The 18225-nt window shown below is 52.6% G+C and carries 16 protein-coding genes; 5 read left to right on the top strand and 11 right to left on the bottom strand.

What is annotated here, in order from left to right:
* Window position 1 precedes the first annotated feature (1 nt).
* From B3K78_RS04900 to B3K78_RS04885, 5 genes are all read right to left on the bottom strand, one after another.
* Window positions 2-2938 (bottom strand): methyl-accepting chemotaxis protein, encoded by a 2937-nt coding sequence (locus B3K78_RS04900; protein ID WP_286694533.1) that lies wholly within the window; start codon window positions 2936-2938, stop codon window positions 2-4.
* A gap of 60 nt (window positions 2939-2998) precedes the next feature.
* Window positions 2999-3847 carry a CheR family methyltransferase gene (locus tag B3K78_RS04895; RefSeq protein ID WP_286694532.1) on the bottom strand — a complete coding sequence of 283 codons (849 nt, stop codon included), beginning with the start codon at window positions 3845-3847 and terminating at the stop codon, window positions 2999-3001.
* A 102-nt stretch (window positions 3848-3949) separates the two neighbouring features.
* The gene (locus B3K78_RS16860; protein WP_414711281.1) at window positions 3950-4309 is read right to left on the bottom strand and encodes a DUF454 family protein; all 360 of its coding nucleotides are present in this window, start codon (window positions 4307-4309) and stop codon (window positions 3950-3952) included.
* 35 nt (window positions 4310-4344) lie between these two features.
* Entirely contained in the window at window positions 4345-4812 is a 468-nt protein-coding gene (locus B3K78_RS04890; protein ID WP_286694531.1) for a hypothetical protein, read from the bottom strand.
* Between the two features lie 12 nt (window positions 4813-4824).
* The gene (locus B3K78_RS04885; protein ID WP_204995318.1) at window positions 4825-5184 is read right to left on the bottom strand and encodes a response regulator; all 360 of its coding nucleotides are present in this window, start codon (window positions 5182-5184) and stop codon (window positions 4825-4827) included.
* A gap of 155 nt (window positions 5185-5339) precedes the next feature.
* On the opposite strand from B3K78_RS04885, the gene B3K78_RS04880 reads away from it, so the two are divergent.
* Window positions 5340-6188 carry an HDOD domain-containing protein gene (locus B3K78_RS04880; protein WP_286694530.1) on the top strand — a complete coding sequence of 283 codons (849 nt, stop codon included), beginning with the start codon at window positions 5340-5342 and terminating at the stop codon, window positions 6186-6188.
* A gap of 88 nt (window positions 6189-6276) precedes the next feature.
* On the opposite strand, the gene cheD is transcribed toward B3K78_RS04880, so the two are convergent.
* Genes cheD through B3K78_RS04850 form a run of 6 tightly spaced genes read right to left on the bottom strand, consistent with a single transcriptional unit; the run spans window position 6277 to window position 10808 of the window.
* The gene (cheD, locus tag B3K78_RS04875) at window positions 6277-6891 is read right to left on the bottom strand and encodes a chemoreceptor glutamine deamidase CheD (RefSeq protein WP_239547620.1); all 615 of its coding nucleotides are present in this window, start codon (window positions 6889-6891) and stop codon (window positions 6277-6279) included.
* 38 nt (window positions 6892-6929) lie between these two features.
* On the bottom strand, window positions 6930-7358 hold the full coding sequence (locus tag B3K78_RS04870; protein WP_286694529.1) for a hypothetical protein: 429 nt from the start codon (window positions 7356-7358) through the stop codon (window positions 6930-6932).
* A 33-nt stretch (window positions 7359-7391) separates the two neighbouring features.
* Complete coding sequence (locus B3K78_RS04865) at window positions 7392-7814, bottom strand: STAS domain-containing protein (RefSeq protein ID WP_204995314.1); 423 nt, start codon at window positions 7812-7814, stop codon at window positions 7392-7394.
* A 9-nt stretch (window positions 7815-7823) separates the two neighbouring features.
* Entirely contained in the window at window positions 7824-8351 is a 528-nt protein-coding gene (locus tag B3K78_RS04860; RefSeq protein ID WP_204995313.1) for a chemotaxis protein CheW, read from the bottom strand.
* Between the two features lie 17 nt (window positions 8352-8368).
* Window positions 8369-10435 carry a chemotaxis protein CheA gene (locus B3K78_RS04855; protein ID WP_286694528.1) on the bottom strand — a complete coding sequence of 689 codons (2067 nt, stop codon included), beginning with the start codon at window positions 10433-10435 and terminating at the stop codon, window positions 8369-8371.
* Between the two features lie 10 nt (window positions 10436-10445).
* On the bottom strand, window positions 10446-10808 hold the full coding sequence (locus B3K78_RS04850) for a response regulator (protein ID WP_204995311.1): 363 nt from the start codon (window positions 10806-10808) through the stop codon (window positions 10446-10448).
* A gap of 448 nt (window positions 10809-11256) precedes the next feature.
* Here B3K78_RS04850 and B3K78_RS04845 point away from each other — a divergent pair, with 448 nt between their 5' ends.
* The 4 genes from B3K78_RS04845 to B3K78_RS04830 all read left to right on the top strand — a co-directional run bounded on the left by B3K78_RS04845 (window position 11257) and on the right by B3K78_RS04830 (window position 18164).
* Entirely contained in the window at window positions 11257-13662 is a 2406-nt protein-coding gene (locus B3K78_RS04845) for a hybrid sensor histidine kinase/response regulator (RefSeq protein WP_286694527.1), read from the top strand.
* Window positions 13663-13665: 3 nt separating this feature from the next.
* Complete coding sequence (locus tag B3K78_RS04840) at window positions 13666-14556, top strand: diguanylate cyclase (protein ID WP_286694526.1); 891 nt, start codon at window positions 13666-13668, stop codon at window positions 14554-14556.
* Window positions 14557-14676: 120 nt separating this feature from the next.
* Window positions 14677-15450, top strand: coding sequence for an alpha/beta fold hydrolase (locus B3K78_RS04835; protein ID WP_286694525.1), 774 nt, complete (start codon window positions 14677-14679; stop codon window positions 15448-15450).
* A 170-nt stretch (window positions 15451-15620) separates the two neighbouring features.
* On the top strand, window positions 15621-18164 hold the full coding sequence (locus tag B3K78_RS04830; protein ID WP_286694524.1) for a TonB-dependent receptor: 2544 nt from the start codon (window positions 15621-15623) through the stop codon (window positions 18162-18164).
* Window positions 18165-18225 lie beyond the last annotated feature (61 nt).

Below are 18225 nucleotides of genomic sequence, written 5' to 3'. Positions count from 1 at the left end.
CTCAGAATTCCTCCCACTCGTCGCCGCCGGATACGCGCTTACCACTTACGCCGTGATAGTTTGCATTGCTTCCCGCTGCCTCGGGCTTCGCTCTGGAGGGGCTACGCAGCGGTGCCACCGTCTTGCTTGCAGGCGCTACGCCATGGCCCATGGGCGCCTCGACCTGGTCACCAATTTTGAAGTAGTTCATACGATCACTGAGGCCAGAAGAGAGGGTATCCATTGACTGACTCGCCGCCGCAGCCTGCTCTACCAGTGCCGCATTCTCCTGGGTCACTTTATCCATCTCTGATACCGCTTTATTCACTTGCTCAATGCCAGCTGCCTGCTCCTGACTGGCCAGCGCGATTTCAGAGATAATGTCCGATACTTTTTTCACGCTTTGAACAATTTCTTCAAGCGTTGAGCCAGACTCGTCGATCAATCTTGAGCCTTCCTCGACCTTCTCGACGCTGTCTTTAATCAGGGTTTTAATCTCTTTGGCGGCCTCCGCACTGCGTTGCGCCAAATTACGTACCTCTGATGCCACCACAGCGAAACCACGCCCCTGCTCTCCGGCACGTGCGGCCTCAACGGCAGCATTAAGCGCAAGCAGGTTGGTCTGGAAAGCTATCTCATCGATCACCCCGATGATGTCAGAAATACGTTTCGAAGAAGAATTAATCTCGCGCATTGCATCGACCGCGCGGCCAACCACATCGCCACCTTTCTCGGCTTGGCCCCGTGCGCCGGAAGCCAGGTTATTTGCCTGTGAGGCATTCTCAGCGTTCTGCTTAACCGTCGCAGTAAATTGCTCAACGCTGGATGCCGTTTCTTCCAGGGACGCGGCCTGAGCCTCCGTGCGGTTCGATAAGTCAAGGTTCCCTTGCGCGATCTCAGACGCGGAGCTGCGAATACCCATCGCGGCCTCTCGAATCTGTACCACCATGTCCTTTAGGTTACCCACAGAGGTGTTGACCGCATCCTGCATCGACGCGAACTGGCCTTGATACTGGCCGGCCATCACTTCCATCAAATCACCTTCGGCAAGCGCCTCCATAACCCGTGAGCTTTCTCTAAGCGGCTCAGCAATGGTGTCCATAAGGCTGTTCAAACCCGCACCGAGACGCTGCAGGAATCCGGTCGTCCCCTCCAGATCGATCCGTGCTTCAAGCTGGCCAGCAATGGCGCTATCTACCAGCTCTTTAATTTGCTGTTCGGCATTATTCTGATCATCGACAATGGCATCCATTAGCCCGTTAACAGACTTCCCGAGCCGCTGCATAAAGCCAGAATAATTCTCCGCGTCCAAGCGTTGATCAAGTTGCCCCTCCGCCGCCGCGGAAATCAGGCTGGCAATCTGCCGCTCGGCGTCCTTCTGCTCCGTAATATCCTTCCACTCGACCATATTCCCCATATAGTCGCCGTTTGCATCCAAAATTGCCGTGGCGTTCACTTCAAACTCCAGGTCAGCAATTTTAATTTCTGCCTTCGCCGGCAGCGCGGCCACATTGGCAAGCAAGCCACGCTGATGCGCGGGGTTTTTGTGAAATTGGTCAATGGACTGGCCGACAAGATTATCTGCAGAGAAGCCCGGGAAATGCTCGCGCAATATTGCTTCGCGGTTTTTCAGCATTTCAACAACCGCCGGATTCGCATAGGTAATATTCAGATCAGCGTCGCACATCATAAAGTTAGCATCAGCGCCGTTCACCGCAGACTGTAACGCCGCCACCTGCGTTTCGCGTGCGCGCTGCTCGGTAACATCGAGCCACTCCAAGGTGTTGCCAATGTAGTTACCCTTGGCGTCAATTTGGGCCGTCACATTAATATTGAAAGTCAGGTGCCCTACGTGAATATCGGCCGAATGCGGCAGGTTGGCTGGGTCGGAGAGCATTTTACGCTGATGAGCGGGATTCTTGTGGAAGATATCAATGCAAGTGCCAACGATATTGTCGACATCAAAGCCTGGGTATATCGCCGCCAAAGCCTCTCGGTGACTACCCAATAGGGTCTGCGTAGATTCGTTGACATAGGTGACGTTAAAATCACGGTCAATCATCATAATCGCTGTCATCGCCGAGCCAACAGCTGTCTGCAGACGTGCAACCTCCGTCTCCTTAGCTCGAACGTCTGTCACGTCGAGCCACTCTAAGGTATTACCAATGTAATTACCTTTGCCATCTATCTGCGCCGTTACGTTGATATTGAAGGTGAGGTCGCCCACATGGATATCGGCCGAGTGCGGCAGGTTGGCGGGGTCTGCCAGTAAGCGCCGCTGGTGTTGGGGGTCCTTGTGAAAAATATCGATGCAAGTGCCGACGATATTTTGCACGTCAAAGCCCGGATATACCGATGCCAACGCAGTGCCGTGCTTCTGCAGTAATGCCTCAGTTGCCGTATTCACATAGGTTACCGTCAAATCACGATCGACCATCATGATAGCGGTCATGGCACTATCTACCGCCGTTTGTAGCCGCGCAACCTTATCCTCATGAGCGCGTTGAGCAGTGACATCTAACCACTCAAGCGTATTACCAATATAATTACCGCTATCGTCAATTTGAGCAGTCACGTTGATATTGAAAATAAGTTCGCCAACATGAATATCGGCCGAATGTGGCAGGTTGGCTGGGTTGGCGAGCAAGCCGCGCTGATGGGCGGGATCCTTGTGAAAAATATCGATGCAGGTACCCACAATATTATTCGCATCAAAACCTGGGTAGGTGGCCGCCAACGCATCTGCGTGCTTAGCAAGTAACTTTTGCGTGGATTCATTCACATAGGTAACCACGAGGTCGCGGTCGACCATCATGATGGCGGTCATGGCCCCACCGACGGCCGTTCGCCAACGCGCCAGCTCCTGAACTTGTTGTTGGTCGGCTTTGCTGCGACGGGGGGGTTTCGCAGTGCCGGTAGTACGGCGGGCTGTTGCGGATTTTGTATTCTGCGCTGCCATGTGACTTCTCCTGAACTTATCTATGCTGCCCTATCTCAACCCTTTGGTCATGAGAGACGGCTAATTATCTAATCGTTGGTATATTGTTCTTCCGATCAGTGCGTACTTGTCGGTCACTCCCGCAAGATTTTCAGAGTGGCCAATGATCAACACGTCACCAGGTTGTTGTAGTTTTGCAATTTTGCTGAATATTTTTCTTTGCGTGTCTTTATCAAAATAAATAATGACATTACGAAAAAAAATCAGATCGAAACCCTTCTTAAACGGGAACTCATCTAAAAGATTCAGTTGGCGAAACACCATATTGGTGCGCACGTCATCGCGAATCTTCACTAATCCTTCACGCGCGCCTTTTCCGCGCAGAAAAAAACGTGACCGCAGACGCTCATCAACACCGTCTACGCGCGCTGCGTCATAGACGCCCTGTTCTGCTTTGCGCAATACCGACGTATCGATATCGGTGCACAAAATCTTTATATCCCAGGTATCCCGGTTAGCAATGCTGTCCAACACCGTCATCGCGATACTGTATGGCTCTTCACCGCTACTGCATCCCGCGGACCAAATACGGCAATACCTCGACGCCATCTCGCGTTTGGCAATAAAGTTTTTAAGAAACTCGAAATGATGTGGCTCTCGGAAAAAACTGGTGAAGTTCGTCGTGATGGCGTTGATAAAATCGGTGACTTCCGATTCCTCATTTTTCTCAAAGTACTCGATGTATTGCGAAAAATTTTGAAGATTCAATTTGCGGATACGCTTGGCAAAGCGACTGTATACGAGCTGGCGCTTTTCTTCCCCTAAGGTAATCCCTGTACGCGCGTACACGATCTCTTTCAGCTTATTGAAGTCGCGATCTTTGAATTGATATTCAAATTTCACGTCAGACAGATCTTCCGCAGCACTCACAGCAACGCCCCTTGATTAGGCACTGAAACTTCAATTTGAGTACATCACAGCGATTGCCTCACAGACCATAAGTAATGGCACCTACCGCGATTACGATAAACGTCAGTGGAGAATACAAGTCTTCAGAGAAATCACCACCGCGCCACCAACAGCCATTAAGGCAGCACAGGCGATTTGTCCGGCGAGTGTTGGCACCGCAAAGACAACCGAGCATCCCCCAACCGCAAGCATTGACAAAACGGCGATCCATTTTGTTCGACAGTTTACGCAGCGCTGACGCTCCCAGCGTTTTATCGTCGGACCGAAAAGACGACTTGCCAACAAGCGTTGATGACAGCGCTCAGAACTCTTTGAAAAACATGCTGCGGTAAGCAACAAGAAGGGAGTGGTCGGGAGCAATGGCAGAAACACGCCAGCCAATGCCAGCAACAGGAATAATAGTCCTGCAGACAAATAGAACATCCGTGCGACGCCAGTCGCTTCTACCGCTCTCATCACTACGAGACGACGAAATACAACTTGCCATTACCATAGCGTGGAATCGGCACAGTAAAACCGATCACCGCTGAGCCCTCTAGGGTGCCAACGGCATCTGCCAATGCAGCGCCTTCGACTAGCTCTGCCAGCTTTATATGGGTGGATTGATCATTCATTAGCAATCGCGAACAAATGTTTGCCACTTCGTAGAAGTTAGCCCGTACACCTTCGGATAGATCCTCGTCCTTAGCCATGTCCTCAGCGCCACCTTTGGGAATCATAGAAAGTGCGGCCCCCGAAAATGCGGCAAATGGATAATCGGCAACAAGCATAGCAACCAGTGTACCCTCATCATCGACATAGCTCGCGCCTATCGCAGATGATGGCAAAGACGCATCACCGTCGCCCACCTCTAAGTCATCGACACCGAAAAGCATGGCGAGCATACTCGCTACCGAACCGGCTTTGGGTTTTAACAGTGATGCCATGGGATTTACCTTCTACATGATTGCACTTAGTACTTTTTGAAAGGAGTCCACAGAGAACGGTTTTGAGATCAAAAACTTCGCGCCACCGGCTGTGGCCTTGGCACGCATTTCCGATGTGGCTTCGGTTGTTATAAACCCAAACTTGGTTTTCAGCCCTTCCTCGTTCATGGCTTCTAAAAGCTCTATGCCGGTCATATTTGGCATGTTCCAATCTGCGAGGACTAAATCAGGCAACTGGCCTTTCACCATTTCCAAGGCGATGGCGCCATCTTCAGCCTGAGAAACGTCATTACCGTCGAAGCCTGCTTGACGCAATGTTCTGATAATCATATTTCTCATCGCCGCACTGTCGTCGACCACAAGTATGTTCATGCTTAGCCACCTTTTTTCATCGAAATTGCGCAATACTTCTATGCTGATAATTTGAGCACACACATTGCGAAACTCCCAATTAGTGAACATACCTATTGTTGCAAAGGCGCTGCAAATGAGACTGTTTGTAAAATAACTTGTCCGGGATTACGCCAATGGAAAGTGCAAAATCACTGGTAACAAATGCGAGCTCTCTGGTGTCTTTTCCCAGCATCGCCATTGAAGTTGGAAAAGTGATTAATAGCGAAGATGGATCCGTTCGAGACGTCGCAAAACTCATTGAATCAGACCCTGCTTTAACCGCGAAGTTACTTCGAGTGGCAAACAGTGCTGCCTTCCCCAGTGTCTCAGAGGTCAACACCGTCCCTAAAGCCATTACCCGCATTGGTTCGCGCACGATCAATCAAGTACTCACAGGAATCGAGGTGGCACGCTGCTTCGAAGGCGTCGAAAACGCCGCCTTTTCGATTGACGAATTTTGGCGCCACAGTATTTATACCGCACTTATCGCTCAGAATATCGCCAACATCTGCCGGAAGGTTGAGCCCGGCGTGGCGTTTACCGCAGGCCTGCTACACGATATTGGCGATCTCATTTTATATAACGCGACAAAAGAGCGTGGCGAACAATGCTTCTCACAATCGCTGCTCGACAACGACGGCCTGGAAACTTATAAAACCGAGCAAGATTTTTTTGGCTTTGACCACAGCGACGTCGGCTACGAATTGGCCAGTCAGTGGTCACTGCCGACGTCGATCCAAGAGAGTATTCTTGCTCACCATACACCGAATAAACTGGAGGATATTCCAGACCTGGTATATGTGGTGCATATCGCAAATAGCCTCGCTGTATTATGTGAGCTAGACAGCGACGATTTTTCTGAGGCGGCGCCGATTCTGGACACGGCGTGGCAGACTTTAGGTCTGGACCCAAGTCAGGCGACAGAGATTATCGGCGACATCAAAGCCAGCGCTGAAGACATTCTCCAGGCATTTTCCGCTTAAATATTCAGGTCCACCAAACGTCTCTTCTCCGCCCAGCGATAGGCGAAACATCCTTCAGCAGGTGAAATTCAAACGGTATTAACCGGCCCTAGTCAAAGAGTTCAATATCACCGTACTCCGGCTGCTCAACCAATGTTTTACCGTAATCGGTTTCTTCTCTGGCAATTTGCTGTGCATGTAGAGAGCGCAATCTCTTCACTAGCACCTGACCCGTAGTGGGGAAATAATTCACCTTCCTGGAAAAGCTCTCACCCAAGTCAGCGGCAGCTATCGGATAGCCTTCCACACTGAGGAACTCTCGAACAAATTTGATATTTTTTGCACCAATATCAGTGAGTCCTCGCATTATTTTGCCGCCGCCGAACAGCTTGATCTCCAAGCGCCTTTTATCGCCGCCACGACGGATAATGTCGTTGATTAAATGCTCCATTGCGTAAATACCGTAGCGCGCCGCCACGCCATCTGCAGCGACGTCACCACCAGGCAGCATAAAGTGATTTAAACCACCCACCCCAATCTCCGGATCGCGAATGCACGCTGCGATACACGACCCCAGCACGGTTGAAATCATTTGATCACTGCGGTCTGTCACGTAGTATTGGCCAGGCAGAACGCGAACCGCATACACGTTGTGTACGCTGTCCCAGTGACAGGATACGCCTGGATAGTGTTCGGAGATTTCACTTCGATTGCGATTTGGCATATTCAAGCAAACGCGCTCCGCCCGTTGTCATGGCTCTACTATTTGTCCGCTGCGCCGCCAGCCTCATTACATATCTGGCCATGCACCTCATGTTCTACCGGACAGCTGTAGCTGCTGGCTAATGTTGCAAGCTCAGAATGGTCGCTATCCAATGTCTTCATTCGCTCAGCGCTGTCTGCAATATGCCCAAGACGCTGAGCACTGCCATCAAACATCTGTAAGCGCTCTGTAATGGTATTTAATGCGCTGCGAACCGCCTCAACGGCCTCGGGCTCACTACCGCCATCGCGCTCCATCCGATCCAATGCTGAAGTAATCTCCATGAACAGAAGAATAATGTCACAGGCTTCCTCTTCCAGCTCCGATGCGACCGCGCGTAATTGAGCAGCATATACAGACAGTACTCGCCGGTCCTCTTCCGACCTCGGTAACATACCGTGATTTACCTTTCGACTGAGTACCACCATTAAAGCCTCTTTCGCGGGTTCCCACTTGCGGGGTCATGCGGCCAACAACGAGGCGAACCCTGCACGACGTATCACGGTATCGATGTCGTCAGGAAAGCCTTGATAGCTAACCTCCCGACCGGTTTTCTGTTGACTCTGGCGAAACAGCGCCAATAACTGCAGACCGGCACTATCGACCTGCTCAACGGCCGACGCATCAATGCTGATATCGCCGTCTGCCGCGGCAGCAAATTCTGCCAAAACCTGATAGAGAGAACCGGCACTGGCAATAACAAGTTCACTGGGAAGTGACTTACCACCGGGCTCACCGTCTTCGCTGCCAAGCAGGACAACAAAACCGTCGTCTTCGGTGTTCGGAGTGGCCGCTCCTTGTTCTGGTTCTGGGCTGTTTATATCGCTGCCCGAGCCCTGTTCAGGCTCATCACCCAATAGAATAATAAATTCTTCATCTGCCATCGCGTTTTCTCACGCTGTTTTCGCCATAGGCGTCGGCGCGTCGTGGTTGAGTTCATTGCCGGAGAAAAGCTTGTCGATATTTAGAAGAATGAGCATCTTTTCATCGACGGTAGACAAGCCTTTTACATAGTCACTACTCACGCCGCTCGCCCCGACTTCAGGCAAGGCCTGTATATTGGCATCATCCAAGCGATACACTTCCGATACCCCGTCCACCACCATGCCAATGGTTCTCGGCTTGTCAGCGCTCTCGACTTTGACAACAATAATCACCGTAGTCGGACCGTGGGGTATGGTCTCCATATTAAAACGCTTTCGCAGGTCGATAATTGGAACGATAGCGCCCCGCAAATTCATGACACCAAGCACAAAGTCAGGCGAATTCGGAATTGGCGTCACGGTGTCCCAGCCCTGAATACCTTGCACACGCAATATTTCGACGCCGTATTCTTCACCATTCAGAACAAAGGTCAGATACTGATTGGCATCGCCGGCGCTCAACTGATCGTCAGGGCTGTTGCTATATTCACTTGTCATTCGATTTCCCCTACTTTTTAAGCGGCGTTAGAGTCATTGGCTTTGGCATCGCCTGCGTCGCGTACCAGGCCCGGTACGTCGATAATCATGGCAACGTTGCCGTCCCCCAAAATTGTTGCGCCCGCTAGGCCGGTGACCGGCATGTAGTTTTCCTCAAGACTTTTAATGACGACCTGCTGCTGATCTAACAGCTCGTCGACAAATAGCCCCAAGCGCTTTCCATCACTTTCCACGACGACCATCAACTCGCCATCGCTCTCGAGGTACGTTTTTCTTGGTGCAGAGCAATTTAAATTAAAGCGCTCACGCAATCTCACCACGGGGATGTAATCCTCCCGCAGCCGATAGACAACAGAGCCCCCAGCCAAACGCTTTATCTGGTTTGGCGGCACAAGCACCGTTTCGACAATGGACCTTAGTGAGAAGATGTAGACATCATCGCCCACACGCACGAGCTGACCATCGAGAATAGCCAGTGTGAGGGGCAGGCGAATTTTCAGACAGGAGCCTTTTCCTTGCTCGGAGTGAATATCAATCCGGCCACCCAGGTCGGCGATGTTTCTTCGCACGACATCCATACCCACACCGCGGCCAGATAAATCGCTCACGGCCTCGGCTGTCGAAAAGCCTGGCTGGAAGATTAGGTGATGAATTTGCTCTTCACTGAGTTGCTCGGTTTCGCTCACCACACCACGCTCTATGGCGATTTGGTGAATTCTTTTGGCATTCAGGCCCGCGCCGTCATCTTCAACTTCAATAACGATACTGCCGCCTTCGTGGTACGCGCTCAGTTTAAGCGTGCCCACTTCCGGCTTACCGGCCGCGAGGCGCTGCTCAGGCATCTCTATGCCGTGGTCTAAGGAATTTCGCACCAGGTGTACTAACGGGTCGCTCATCTTTTCGAGAACGGTTTTATCCAGTTCAGTGTCTTCTCCGGATAATACGAGCTCTACTTTCTTGCCCAGCTTACTACTGATATCCCGAACCAAGCGCTTAAAGCGACTAAAGCTGCTGCTAATCGGCAGCATGCGTATTTGCATAGCACTCTCTTGCAGCTCCCGAGTGTGACGTTCCAGCACCATAAGCCCATCGCGCAGACCGGAGTTCGCACCTCTCTCACCACCATCCTCGCCAAACCGCGCCAGCATGGATTGGGTGATAACCAGCTCACCAACGAGATTCAACAGAGCATCAATTTTATCGATATTAACGCGAATCGACCCCGAGTCCCGGCTAGCGGCGGCGGGCGCGGCTGCCGGCTTCGCGGCGTTAGATTCACTTTTTGGCGGCTCAAGTTGGGCGACGGTATTGGCGCTTTCAACAGCACCCGTATCGGCTGTTGCATCAGCTTGCGGGTTCCGACAGTGTATTTTTAAATCACACTGCTCTTTCACCCATTCAAACGCTGCCTCAATCGCCTCTGCGTCTACGTCGGCTTCCAATTCCAGAACCCAGCCGCAGTAACAATTTTCCGGGTCGACGGAATCAAACTCGACATCCTCAGCCAATTCAGCGACGACATTTAGCTTCCCCAGTGACTCCAGCTCTCTAAAAATGCGAATAGGCTCATTGCCGGTTTTGAATATATTCGCATCCGGTCTGAACTCGATGTCCCAGATTTTGACGGCCGGCTTTTGCGCCATTACCTCATCGGTGTCAGCAACAGGCTCCGCCGCTGAAGTGACCGGTGCACTGCCCAGCAGGGCATTTATTTTCTCCTGGCACTCCATCACGGAATTCAGGTCGAGCTCAGCATCGTCCTTAAGCGCAGCGAGCATACCGCGCACGCAATCAACGGCGCCGAGTAACACTTCGATAAGGTCTTCACTCACCGCTCGCTGATTACTGCGCAGCTGGTCTAAAAGTGTTTCAACACCGTGAGTGAATTCTGAAATTGCTGTGAAGCCAAACGTTGCGGCACCACCTTTTATCGAATGTGCCGCTCGGAAAATCGTATTGATAAGCTCTGGGTCAGCATTCCCAGGCTCCAGCCCCAGAAGCCCGGACTCCATTACATCGATACCTTCCTCGCTTTCTTCGAAGAAGATGTCGTGGATTTCCTTCATATCCATATCAATGGACATATCTCAACTCCTAGCCGAGCACGCGATCAATAACCTTTATCAGCGACTCAGGGTTAAACGGCTTCACTATCCAGCCTGTTGCACCGGCCTGTTTGCCACGCAGCTTCATATCAGATGCCGACTCGGTCGTCAGGATTAAAATGGGGGTAAACCGACAGGTATCCAGCTTGCGTAGATTTTCGGTAAGCGTAATACCATCCATTATCGGCATGTGGACGTCGGTAATGACCACGTCGTAGGCATTGGCTTCCGCCAGCTCCAATCCTTCTTGACCATCGCTTGCCGATTCCACACTATGGCCGGCCTTACTCAGCGTGGCAGACACCAGCTTCCGAATAGATGGTGAATCGTCTACCGCTAAAATATTCGCCATAGCCCCGCTCCGACTTTCTCGCTGCACTGCTGATTTTTAGAGTCCCCAACGCTATTCAGTACATAGACTTCACGAAAGCCTAAGTATTCGTAATTGTACTAATCTGAGCGGGACATCACGCAGGCAGAGCGCGGACACACGCTATGACTTGCCGGCATCACGACTCGACAAAGCCCCAACTTCGTTATGCGAATATCAGCTAGGTACAAACTCGAATCCCCTCTCTGATAAACATCTCAGATACTCTAATTCACATTGAACGCCACAAGGGATTCGCCGCTATGGAACGCAAGCAACCATCGGGACTCGCTATCTTCGCAAATGTCTTACTTCTGTGCGTGAGTGCGGCTGTCGCGCCGACTGAAATTAGCATCATGAGCGGCATCGCTATGCTAGCGATCTTGCTTCTCAGCGCTGCGGCGTTAAGTGGTTGGCACCGACATAGCTAATGTCATTACGCAAGCAATTAACGCTGATCTTATGCGGCTTCGCACTCCTGCCGCTGCTGTTCTTTGGTGCAGTGGACTATTCCATGTCCGTCGCTCACCTAAAGGCCGCCGCTATGCGGGAGCTAACAGCGTTAAGTGACATCCAGCGAGAACGCCTACTCAATCAAGTTAATCAACACAAACAACAAATGCTAATGATTGCCCAGGCACCCGCTGTGACGCAGGCGGCCTACGCGGTGTGGCAGGGCGATGCCGACAACAACAGTTTGGGCTCAGCGCTGGAAGAGGCGCTTTCCCTAGCGCCAAACGTGACCGAGGCGCATATCTATGGCCCCGCTAATACACTGCAGAGTCGCGTGTTTGGTGCGGGATATCATGCCCAGACACCCACCGACGGCCGCCGATATTCTGAGATCTCTTTATCCCACGACACCAATGGGCAGGCGCTGCTCGTCGATGAAGCCCCTATCTACCACAGCGGAAAATTTGTCGGCCGGATTCGTCTGTACACAAATGCTGAACCACTACTGCATATATTTACCGACTACAGCGGCATGGGTGAAACCGGCGAATCAATACTGATCCAACCCGACCAGGACCTTCGAGTCAAAGCGCTACACAAACGCCGATATAACGACAGTGGCGAATTGACCTACAACCCCTTTCGCGCGCCCTTTAATAGCAACCATAAAGAGGCTTACGACGTTTTTGATTATCGCGGCGAAGCGGTGCTCTTAGTGGGGCAATTCCTTCCCGAGTTGAACTGGGGAATTATTGTTAAGCGCGATATCAGCGAGATACTCGGTCCTGCCAAAGCTATGCTATCGCGCCTCAACATATTCATTATTGCGATTGCCGGGCTCAGCATAATTATTGCCCTGCGCGCAGCAGCGATCATTCATCGCCCTGTGGCGAAGCTAACGCAAACCGCACAGCGCATTCGCACAGGCGATCTGCGCAAGCGGGCCGATGAGAGCGGTCACAATGAAATGGCGGTATTGGGTCGCGCGATTAACGGCATGCTCGACCAACTTATCGACGACAATACCCAGCTCGAGAAAGCCGTCGCGCAGCGCACCTTCGAGGCAGAGTCAGCAAGAGAGCGAGCCGAGGAAAATAGCCGACTACAAAGCGAGTTCCTGGCCAATATGAGCCATGAAGTTCGCACACCACTGAATGGCATTATGGGTATCGCGAGCATACTCAAACGGTCGGTCAGTGACGACCGAACACAAGAGTACCTCGACATCATCGAAAACTCTGGGCAAAACCTGCTTGTCATTATCGACGACATATTAGAATTGTCGCGCGCAAACACCGGGCAACTCTGTCTTCACAACGACGACTTTGTCGCCCGCGATGCCTTTTCCACGGTACTGAAATCATCTGCTGAAGCGGCCAGAGAGAAGGGGCTAGTATTTACGGTGGCGTTTTCCGACAATGTGCCACGCACCTTACACGGCGACGCCACACGACTTACGCAAGTGCTAAAGCAGTTACTTAGCAATGCGTTGAAATTTACCCAGTCAGGTAGCATCGAGGTTAACATTAGCTGGTCGGCAACGTCCGCTTCTCGCGGTCAGCTTTGCCTGTCGGTTACCGATACCGGCATCGGTATCCCGCCATCAAAACAGCAAGATGTCTTCAAGCCCTTTGTTCAGGCTGACGGTGGCAGCACTCGCCGCTACGGGGGCAACGGCTTAGGATTGAGTATCGCCTCCCACATCGTCGCCCTCATGGACGGACGTATTGACGTCACCAGCGCGGAGAACCGCGGCACGACATTCACCGTAACTACCGACTTACTCGTTGCTGAGTCAGCGCCACTGGCAAGCCAGAGAACGGAGCGATTTAGTAGCAAACCTGCCGATGCGGGCGCGACACACATAGAGCCCGGCTCGCCAGCGAGTGGGAACGTACATCAACTACAGCCGTCGGCCCAGCGAGCGGCGCCAACCAGAATGAGACCTGCAACGGCGAAACTCTCATCACAAGCGGCTACACTGGCGTTTATGGATGACTGCGCATCGTTGGCAGAACCAGCGGTAGAGGACGATAGACACATGATACTGGATGAACAACGCCTGCGTGATATTACCCGCAACAAGCCTGCACTCATCACCAGCATTTCTCAGCTCTTTATCGATGAGCTTCCAGATATGTTGCAAAGTGTCGATGACGCCTACACCAAAGGCGAACGCGACGAGCTCGCTCAGGCCGTACACAGGCTGAAAAGCGCGCTGGGGAATTTCGCAACGCAGGAATACTATCGCGACATTAGCGGACTGGAAGCTCTGGCCAAGGAGTCTGGCGAACCACTATCCCTGTGGCGCGAAAAATGGGATACAGTCACCCTAAAACTACAATTACTGGAAAATGAGTTAAAGGATATAGCGGGCCTCTAGCCGATGGATATATTACTGGTCGACGACGACCCAATCACTCGCCTCGCACTTTGCGCCGCAGTCGAAGACTGGGGCTTTACGCCCGTTGTCGCGAAAAGTGGTGAACAAGCGCTCGAGATCCTGAATGAAGACAGCCCGCCTCACCTTCTTATCATCGACTGGTCGATGCCGGGAATGAGTGGCCCTGAACTTTGCGAAAATATACGGCTGCGAGATGACGGCCAGTTCTTCTACATTCTTATGCTCACCGGCAAAGAGGGCAACGAGGCGGTTATCGAAGCGATGGAGTCCGGCGCCGACGACTTCTTGAGCAAACCCTTTGATCACCGCGTGCTCAAGGTTCGGCTCGCCGCAGGCAGCCGCATCGTTCGCCTGGAGCAAACGCTCAATCAACTGGCTTCCCGCGACTCCTTAACCCAGTGCTGGAATCGTCGGATGATCGATGAGCTACTCGACTCAGCGATTGCAGAAGCCCGCCGCAAAACCTCAAATCTGTCGCTGATGGTGCTGGATATCGACCATTTTAAGAAAGTAAATGACACCCACGGCCACGCCGCCGGAGATGTTGCCCTCAAGCATATGGTCAATATTCTCAATACAAATTTGCGCGAGTACGACCAGGTCGGGCGCTATGGCGGAGAGGAATTTGTGGTGATCTTGCCCTCGACCGACAAAGATTCCGCCTGGGGCGTTGCCGAGCGTATCAGGGCCTCTCTGCAATACCACCCAGCACAGGTTGATGCCGAGCTCGATATATCAATGACAGTGAGCATTGGTATTACCGAGTTCCGACACGACGGCAGCGACAGCCGCATAAGCCTGTTTGAACGGGCCGACCGGGCTCTGTATACCGCTAAGCACTCGGGCCGAAACCGCGTCGTCTATGGTGATTAGGCGGTGAACTTTCTTTGGTATCGCGCTCGTTTTAATATAGGCGAATTAAAACCACCATAACACATCTCACTCGCCACGAGTCGCGTATAACGCCATATCACCAACACAATGGAAATGATCATGCCTAGCCCCAGTCTCACATTGAGCCATGGCTCTGATATTCGGCCTCCGCGTCTCTCGAACACCCTCGGAGAATTCGGTCGCGCCGCCAAGGAATGTAGCTTGCTAATATCCCGCCACCGGCAGCTCGCAAAATTACCCAGAGGCGACGGCCACCCTGTTATTGCCCTCCCCGGCTACGGTGGTGACGATGGCAGCATGTCAGCATTGCGTTACTGGCTGCGACGCTGGAACTACCAGGCCGAACCGTGGAAGCTTGGCCGCAATATTCCTGCCGGGCGCATCTCACAAATGGAGCACATGCATGAGTTTCAAGAGCATATGCTCAGCCGCATCCAGCAGCGCGTAGATGATTTATACGAGCTGTGCGACAGGCAGCCCATCAGTCTAATCGGCTGGAGCCTGGGGGGCATTTACGCCAACGCCATGGCGCAGCGTGAGCCAGAGAAAATCCGTCGCGTGATTAGCCTGGGCACCCCCTACGGTGACCCGAAAGGAACCGCCGCCTGGAATGTTCTCAAGTTACTCAATCGCAGCACAACGCCCGACCACGAGCAAAACACGGATCAGTGGGTAGAGTTGAATGCCGGGCCGCGCACCGTGCCGACAACGGTGATCTACAGCCCCTGCGACGGGATTGTGTCGCCCTCTATCGCCCGACTTGAGGGGCCAAATATCGATAATATCGAGGTCGAATCCAGCCACCTCGCCTTTGCCTGGAATCCCGCTGTTATGGAGAAAGTTGCCGAGGTTCTCGCTCGCCCCCTCCCCTGAGCACATCATCGCCGCCACGATGCGGCGATCCCCCCCACATCGTAGCGGCGCGCTCCCCCAGCGCGGTGTGCCAACAGCCTCTAGTACAAATGGGCTGTTGCGTGCAGTAGTCGAATATGCTTTAACTGCACACTGCAACATAACAATAATCAGCACCAATGGAGCACTACGTGAAGAACACAACCCCTATTGCAGCAGGGCTGTGCCTGCTCGCCAGCTCAATCGCCCAGTTAAGCTACGCCCAAGAGAAAAATACGCCTCGCGGCCTGGAAGAGGTGATTGTGACCGCTCAGAAAAAAGCGGAATCCCTACAGGATACGCCCATTTCGCTGACTGCCTTCGGCGAAGAGCGCCTAGAAATTGACGGCATCAACAACTTGAACGATATCGGCTCCAAGGTCCCCAGCCTGACGATTGAGCCATTTCCGATCAACAATGCAACACTGCGAATCTTTATCCGCGGTATCGGCCTGTCTGACGTTCAGGTAACGCAGGATCCGCCGATCGGGATTTATGTGGACGGCGTTTATATCGCACGCTCCACAGGCACCGCGCTCGACGTTGCTGAATTACAGCGTATAGAAGTACTCCGCGGCCCCCAGGGCACACTATACGGCCGCAACACCACTGGTGGCGCCATCAACCTAGTGACTAAGCGCCCAACGACTGAGGCCTTCGAATTCAAAGAAAAACTCACATGCGGCAACCGCAACCAGTTCACCTCTAAAACCACCGCGAACATTCCTATCAGCGATACCTTGGCGGCCAAGGTCGCCTATCTGACAACGGAAATGGACGGTTTCATCGAAAACACCGGCCCCGGCGGTGATTTTGGCGACCGAGAAGTCGAAGGCTATCGCATCGACTTTCGCTGGGATATCAGTGACACCATGACCTTGGATTACGCCTACGACAAATCCGAGTATGAATACATAAACTACATGTATCAGTCGATTCGCCCCGGCGAACAAAATAAAGGGCAAGCGGAGCCCGTTAGAGAGTTTTCGGTAAGCCAAGCTAAGCACAGTGAAGACCGCTTCAACTCCATGGAAACGTTCCGCCCGATGGAGACGTCAGAAACCGAAATTGAAGGCCACTCCCTCATCCTGACCAAAGATTTTGAAAATGTTCAGGTGAAGTACATCGCGGCCTATCGCGAATTGTATGACGCGTCGTATGCCGACTTAGGCGGCGGAATAGGCTCAGGCCGCTACCGCACCGATTCGCATGAATACTGCGGACCCGCAGTCGAGGCACAAACTGGCGAGGAATGCCTGCCTCTCGTCGTGCCGCAAATCTCTCAAGAACAAACCTCTCACGAGCTGCAGTTTGCAGGGAGCCTGTTTAAAGATTCTGTTGACTACATCGTGGGCGCGTACTACTTCGAAGAAGAAGCCACTGAAAACAACGCTCCGCTCCACCACCAGTTCAGCTCAGAAATCAGTGATAACGTTATTCCTATCCCCGTTTTGGGACAAATTCTGGGAAGCACGCTACTCACGGCTGGCGACGTTAAGATCGTTAATATGTTGTCGCAGCGCTACGACATCGAGAACACCGCCAAAGCGGTATTCGGTCAGTTTACCTGGACACCTGGCATTCTCGATGAACGCCTACACCTGACCTTCGGCGCTCGCTATTCCAAAGACTCCCGCGAAGCACTGAAGAATCAGACGGACAAGACCTACTTGGAAATCCGCACCTTGAACCAGGCGATCGACATGCAGAACCTCGGCCCCTTGCAACCGGTGCTGGGTGCAGGTGGCTTCTTATTACCGGGCGATCGCGCCTTCGATAATATCTACGCATCGAAGGATTTCACCGATAGCTCCTTCAGCTTTATTGCCGAGTTTGACCTGACCGAGGACATCAACCTCTACGGTAAATTTATCCAGGCCTATAAATCAGGCGGCTTCAACACGCGCGACCCACAGCGCGGCTCCACAGGCACACCCTCAGGGCCAACCACACCAGAGGGACGCGGTGATGACACAGATCAGCCCGCGCCAGATGGCGTCGTCTACGGCTACGGCTTTGCTGACGGCTTCGACGAGGAACACGTGGACTCTATTGAAGCGGGGATCAAGAGCGAGCTTCTGGATCGCCGACTGCGCATAAATGCCAACCTGTTTTACAGCGAGTACACAGACATTCAGCTCAACTTTATTCTCGCCGGCACCATTGCCGACACCAAAGTAGCGAATGCGGGTGAAGCGGAAATGCGCGGCCTCGAAGCAGACATCACCTTCCTGGCGACAGACAACTTGATGCTGATGCTGAACTACGCTTACCTCGACGCAGAAGTGACCAAGGCCGTGGACAAGGCCGGTAATGATGTTACCGATACCTTCGTGTTCTATTCCGCACCCGAGCACAGTTACACCGCGTCTGCGGACTGGACGATCGGCTCTTGGGATTGGGGCGTGCTGTCGGCCAACGTGAGCTATAACTTCATGGACGACCGCAACGGCGGTGTGCGTGAAGCCAATGCCGTCAACACCTTCATTGGTAGCTACGGCCTGTGGAACGGTCGTTTAAGTCTCAGCCAAGTGCCGGTAAGTCGATTTGGTACATTAAATATCGGCCTATGGGGTAAAAACCTCGGCGATGAGGAATACGAAATCACGGCTATCGACAATCTGCCACACAGTGACCGGGCGGTTATCTGGGGAGAGCCTCGGACCTATGGTATCGACGTGATCTACGAGTTCTAAATACCCACACCGAGTGTGATACTAAGCAATAAAAAAGGCAGCCCATGGGCTGCCTTTTTTC

The organism is Spongiibacter sp. UBA1325 (assembly GCF_002306875.1).
Taxonomy (GTDB): domain Bacteria; phylum Pseudomonadota; class Gammaproteobacteria; order Pseudomonadales; family Spongiibacteraceae; genus Spongiibacter; species Spongiibacter marinus.
This window is presented reverse-complemented; position numbering and strand designations above follow the sequence as displayed.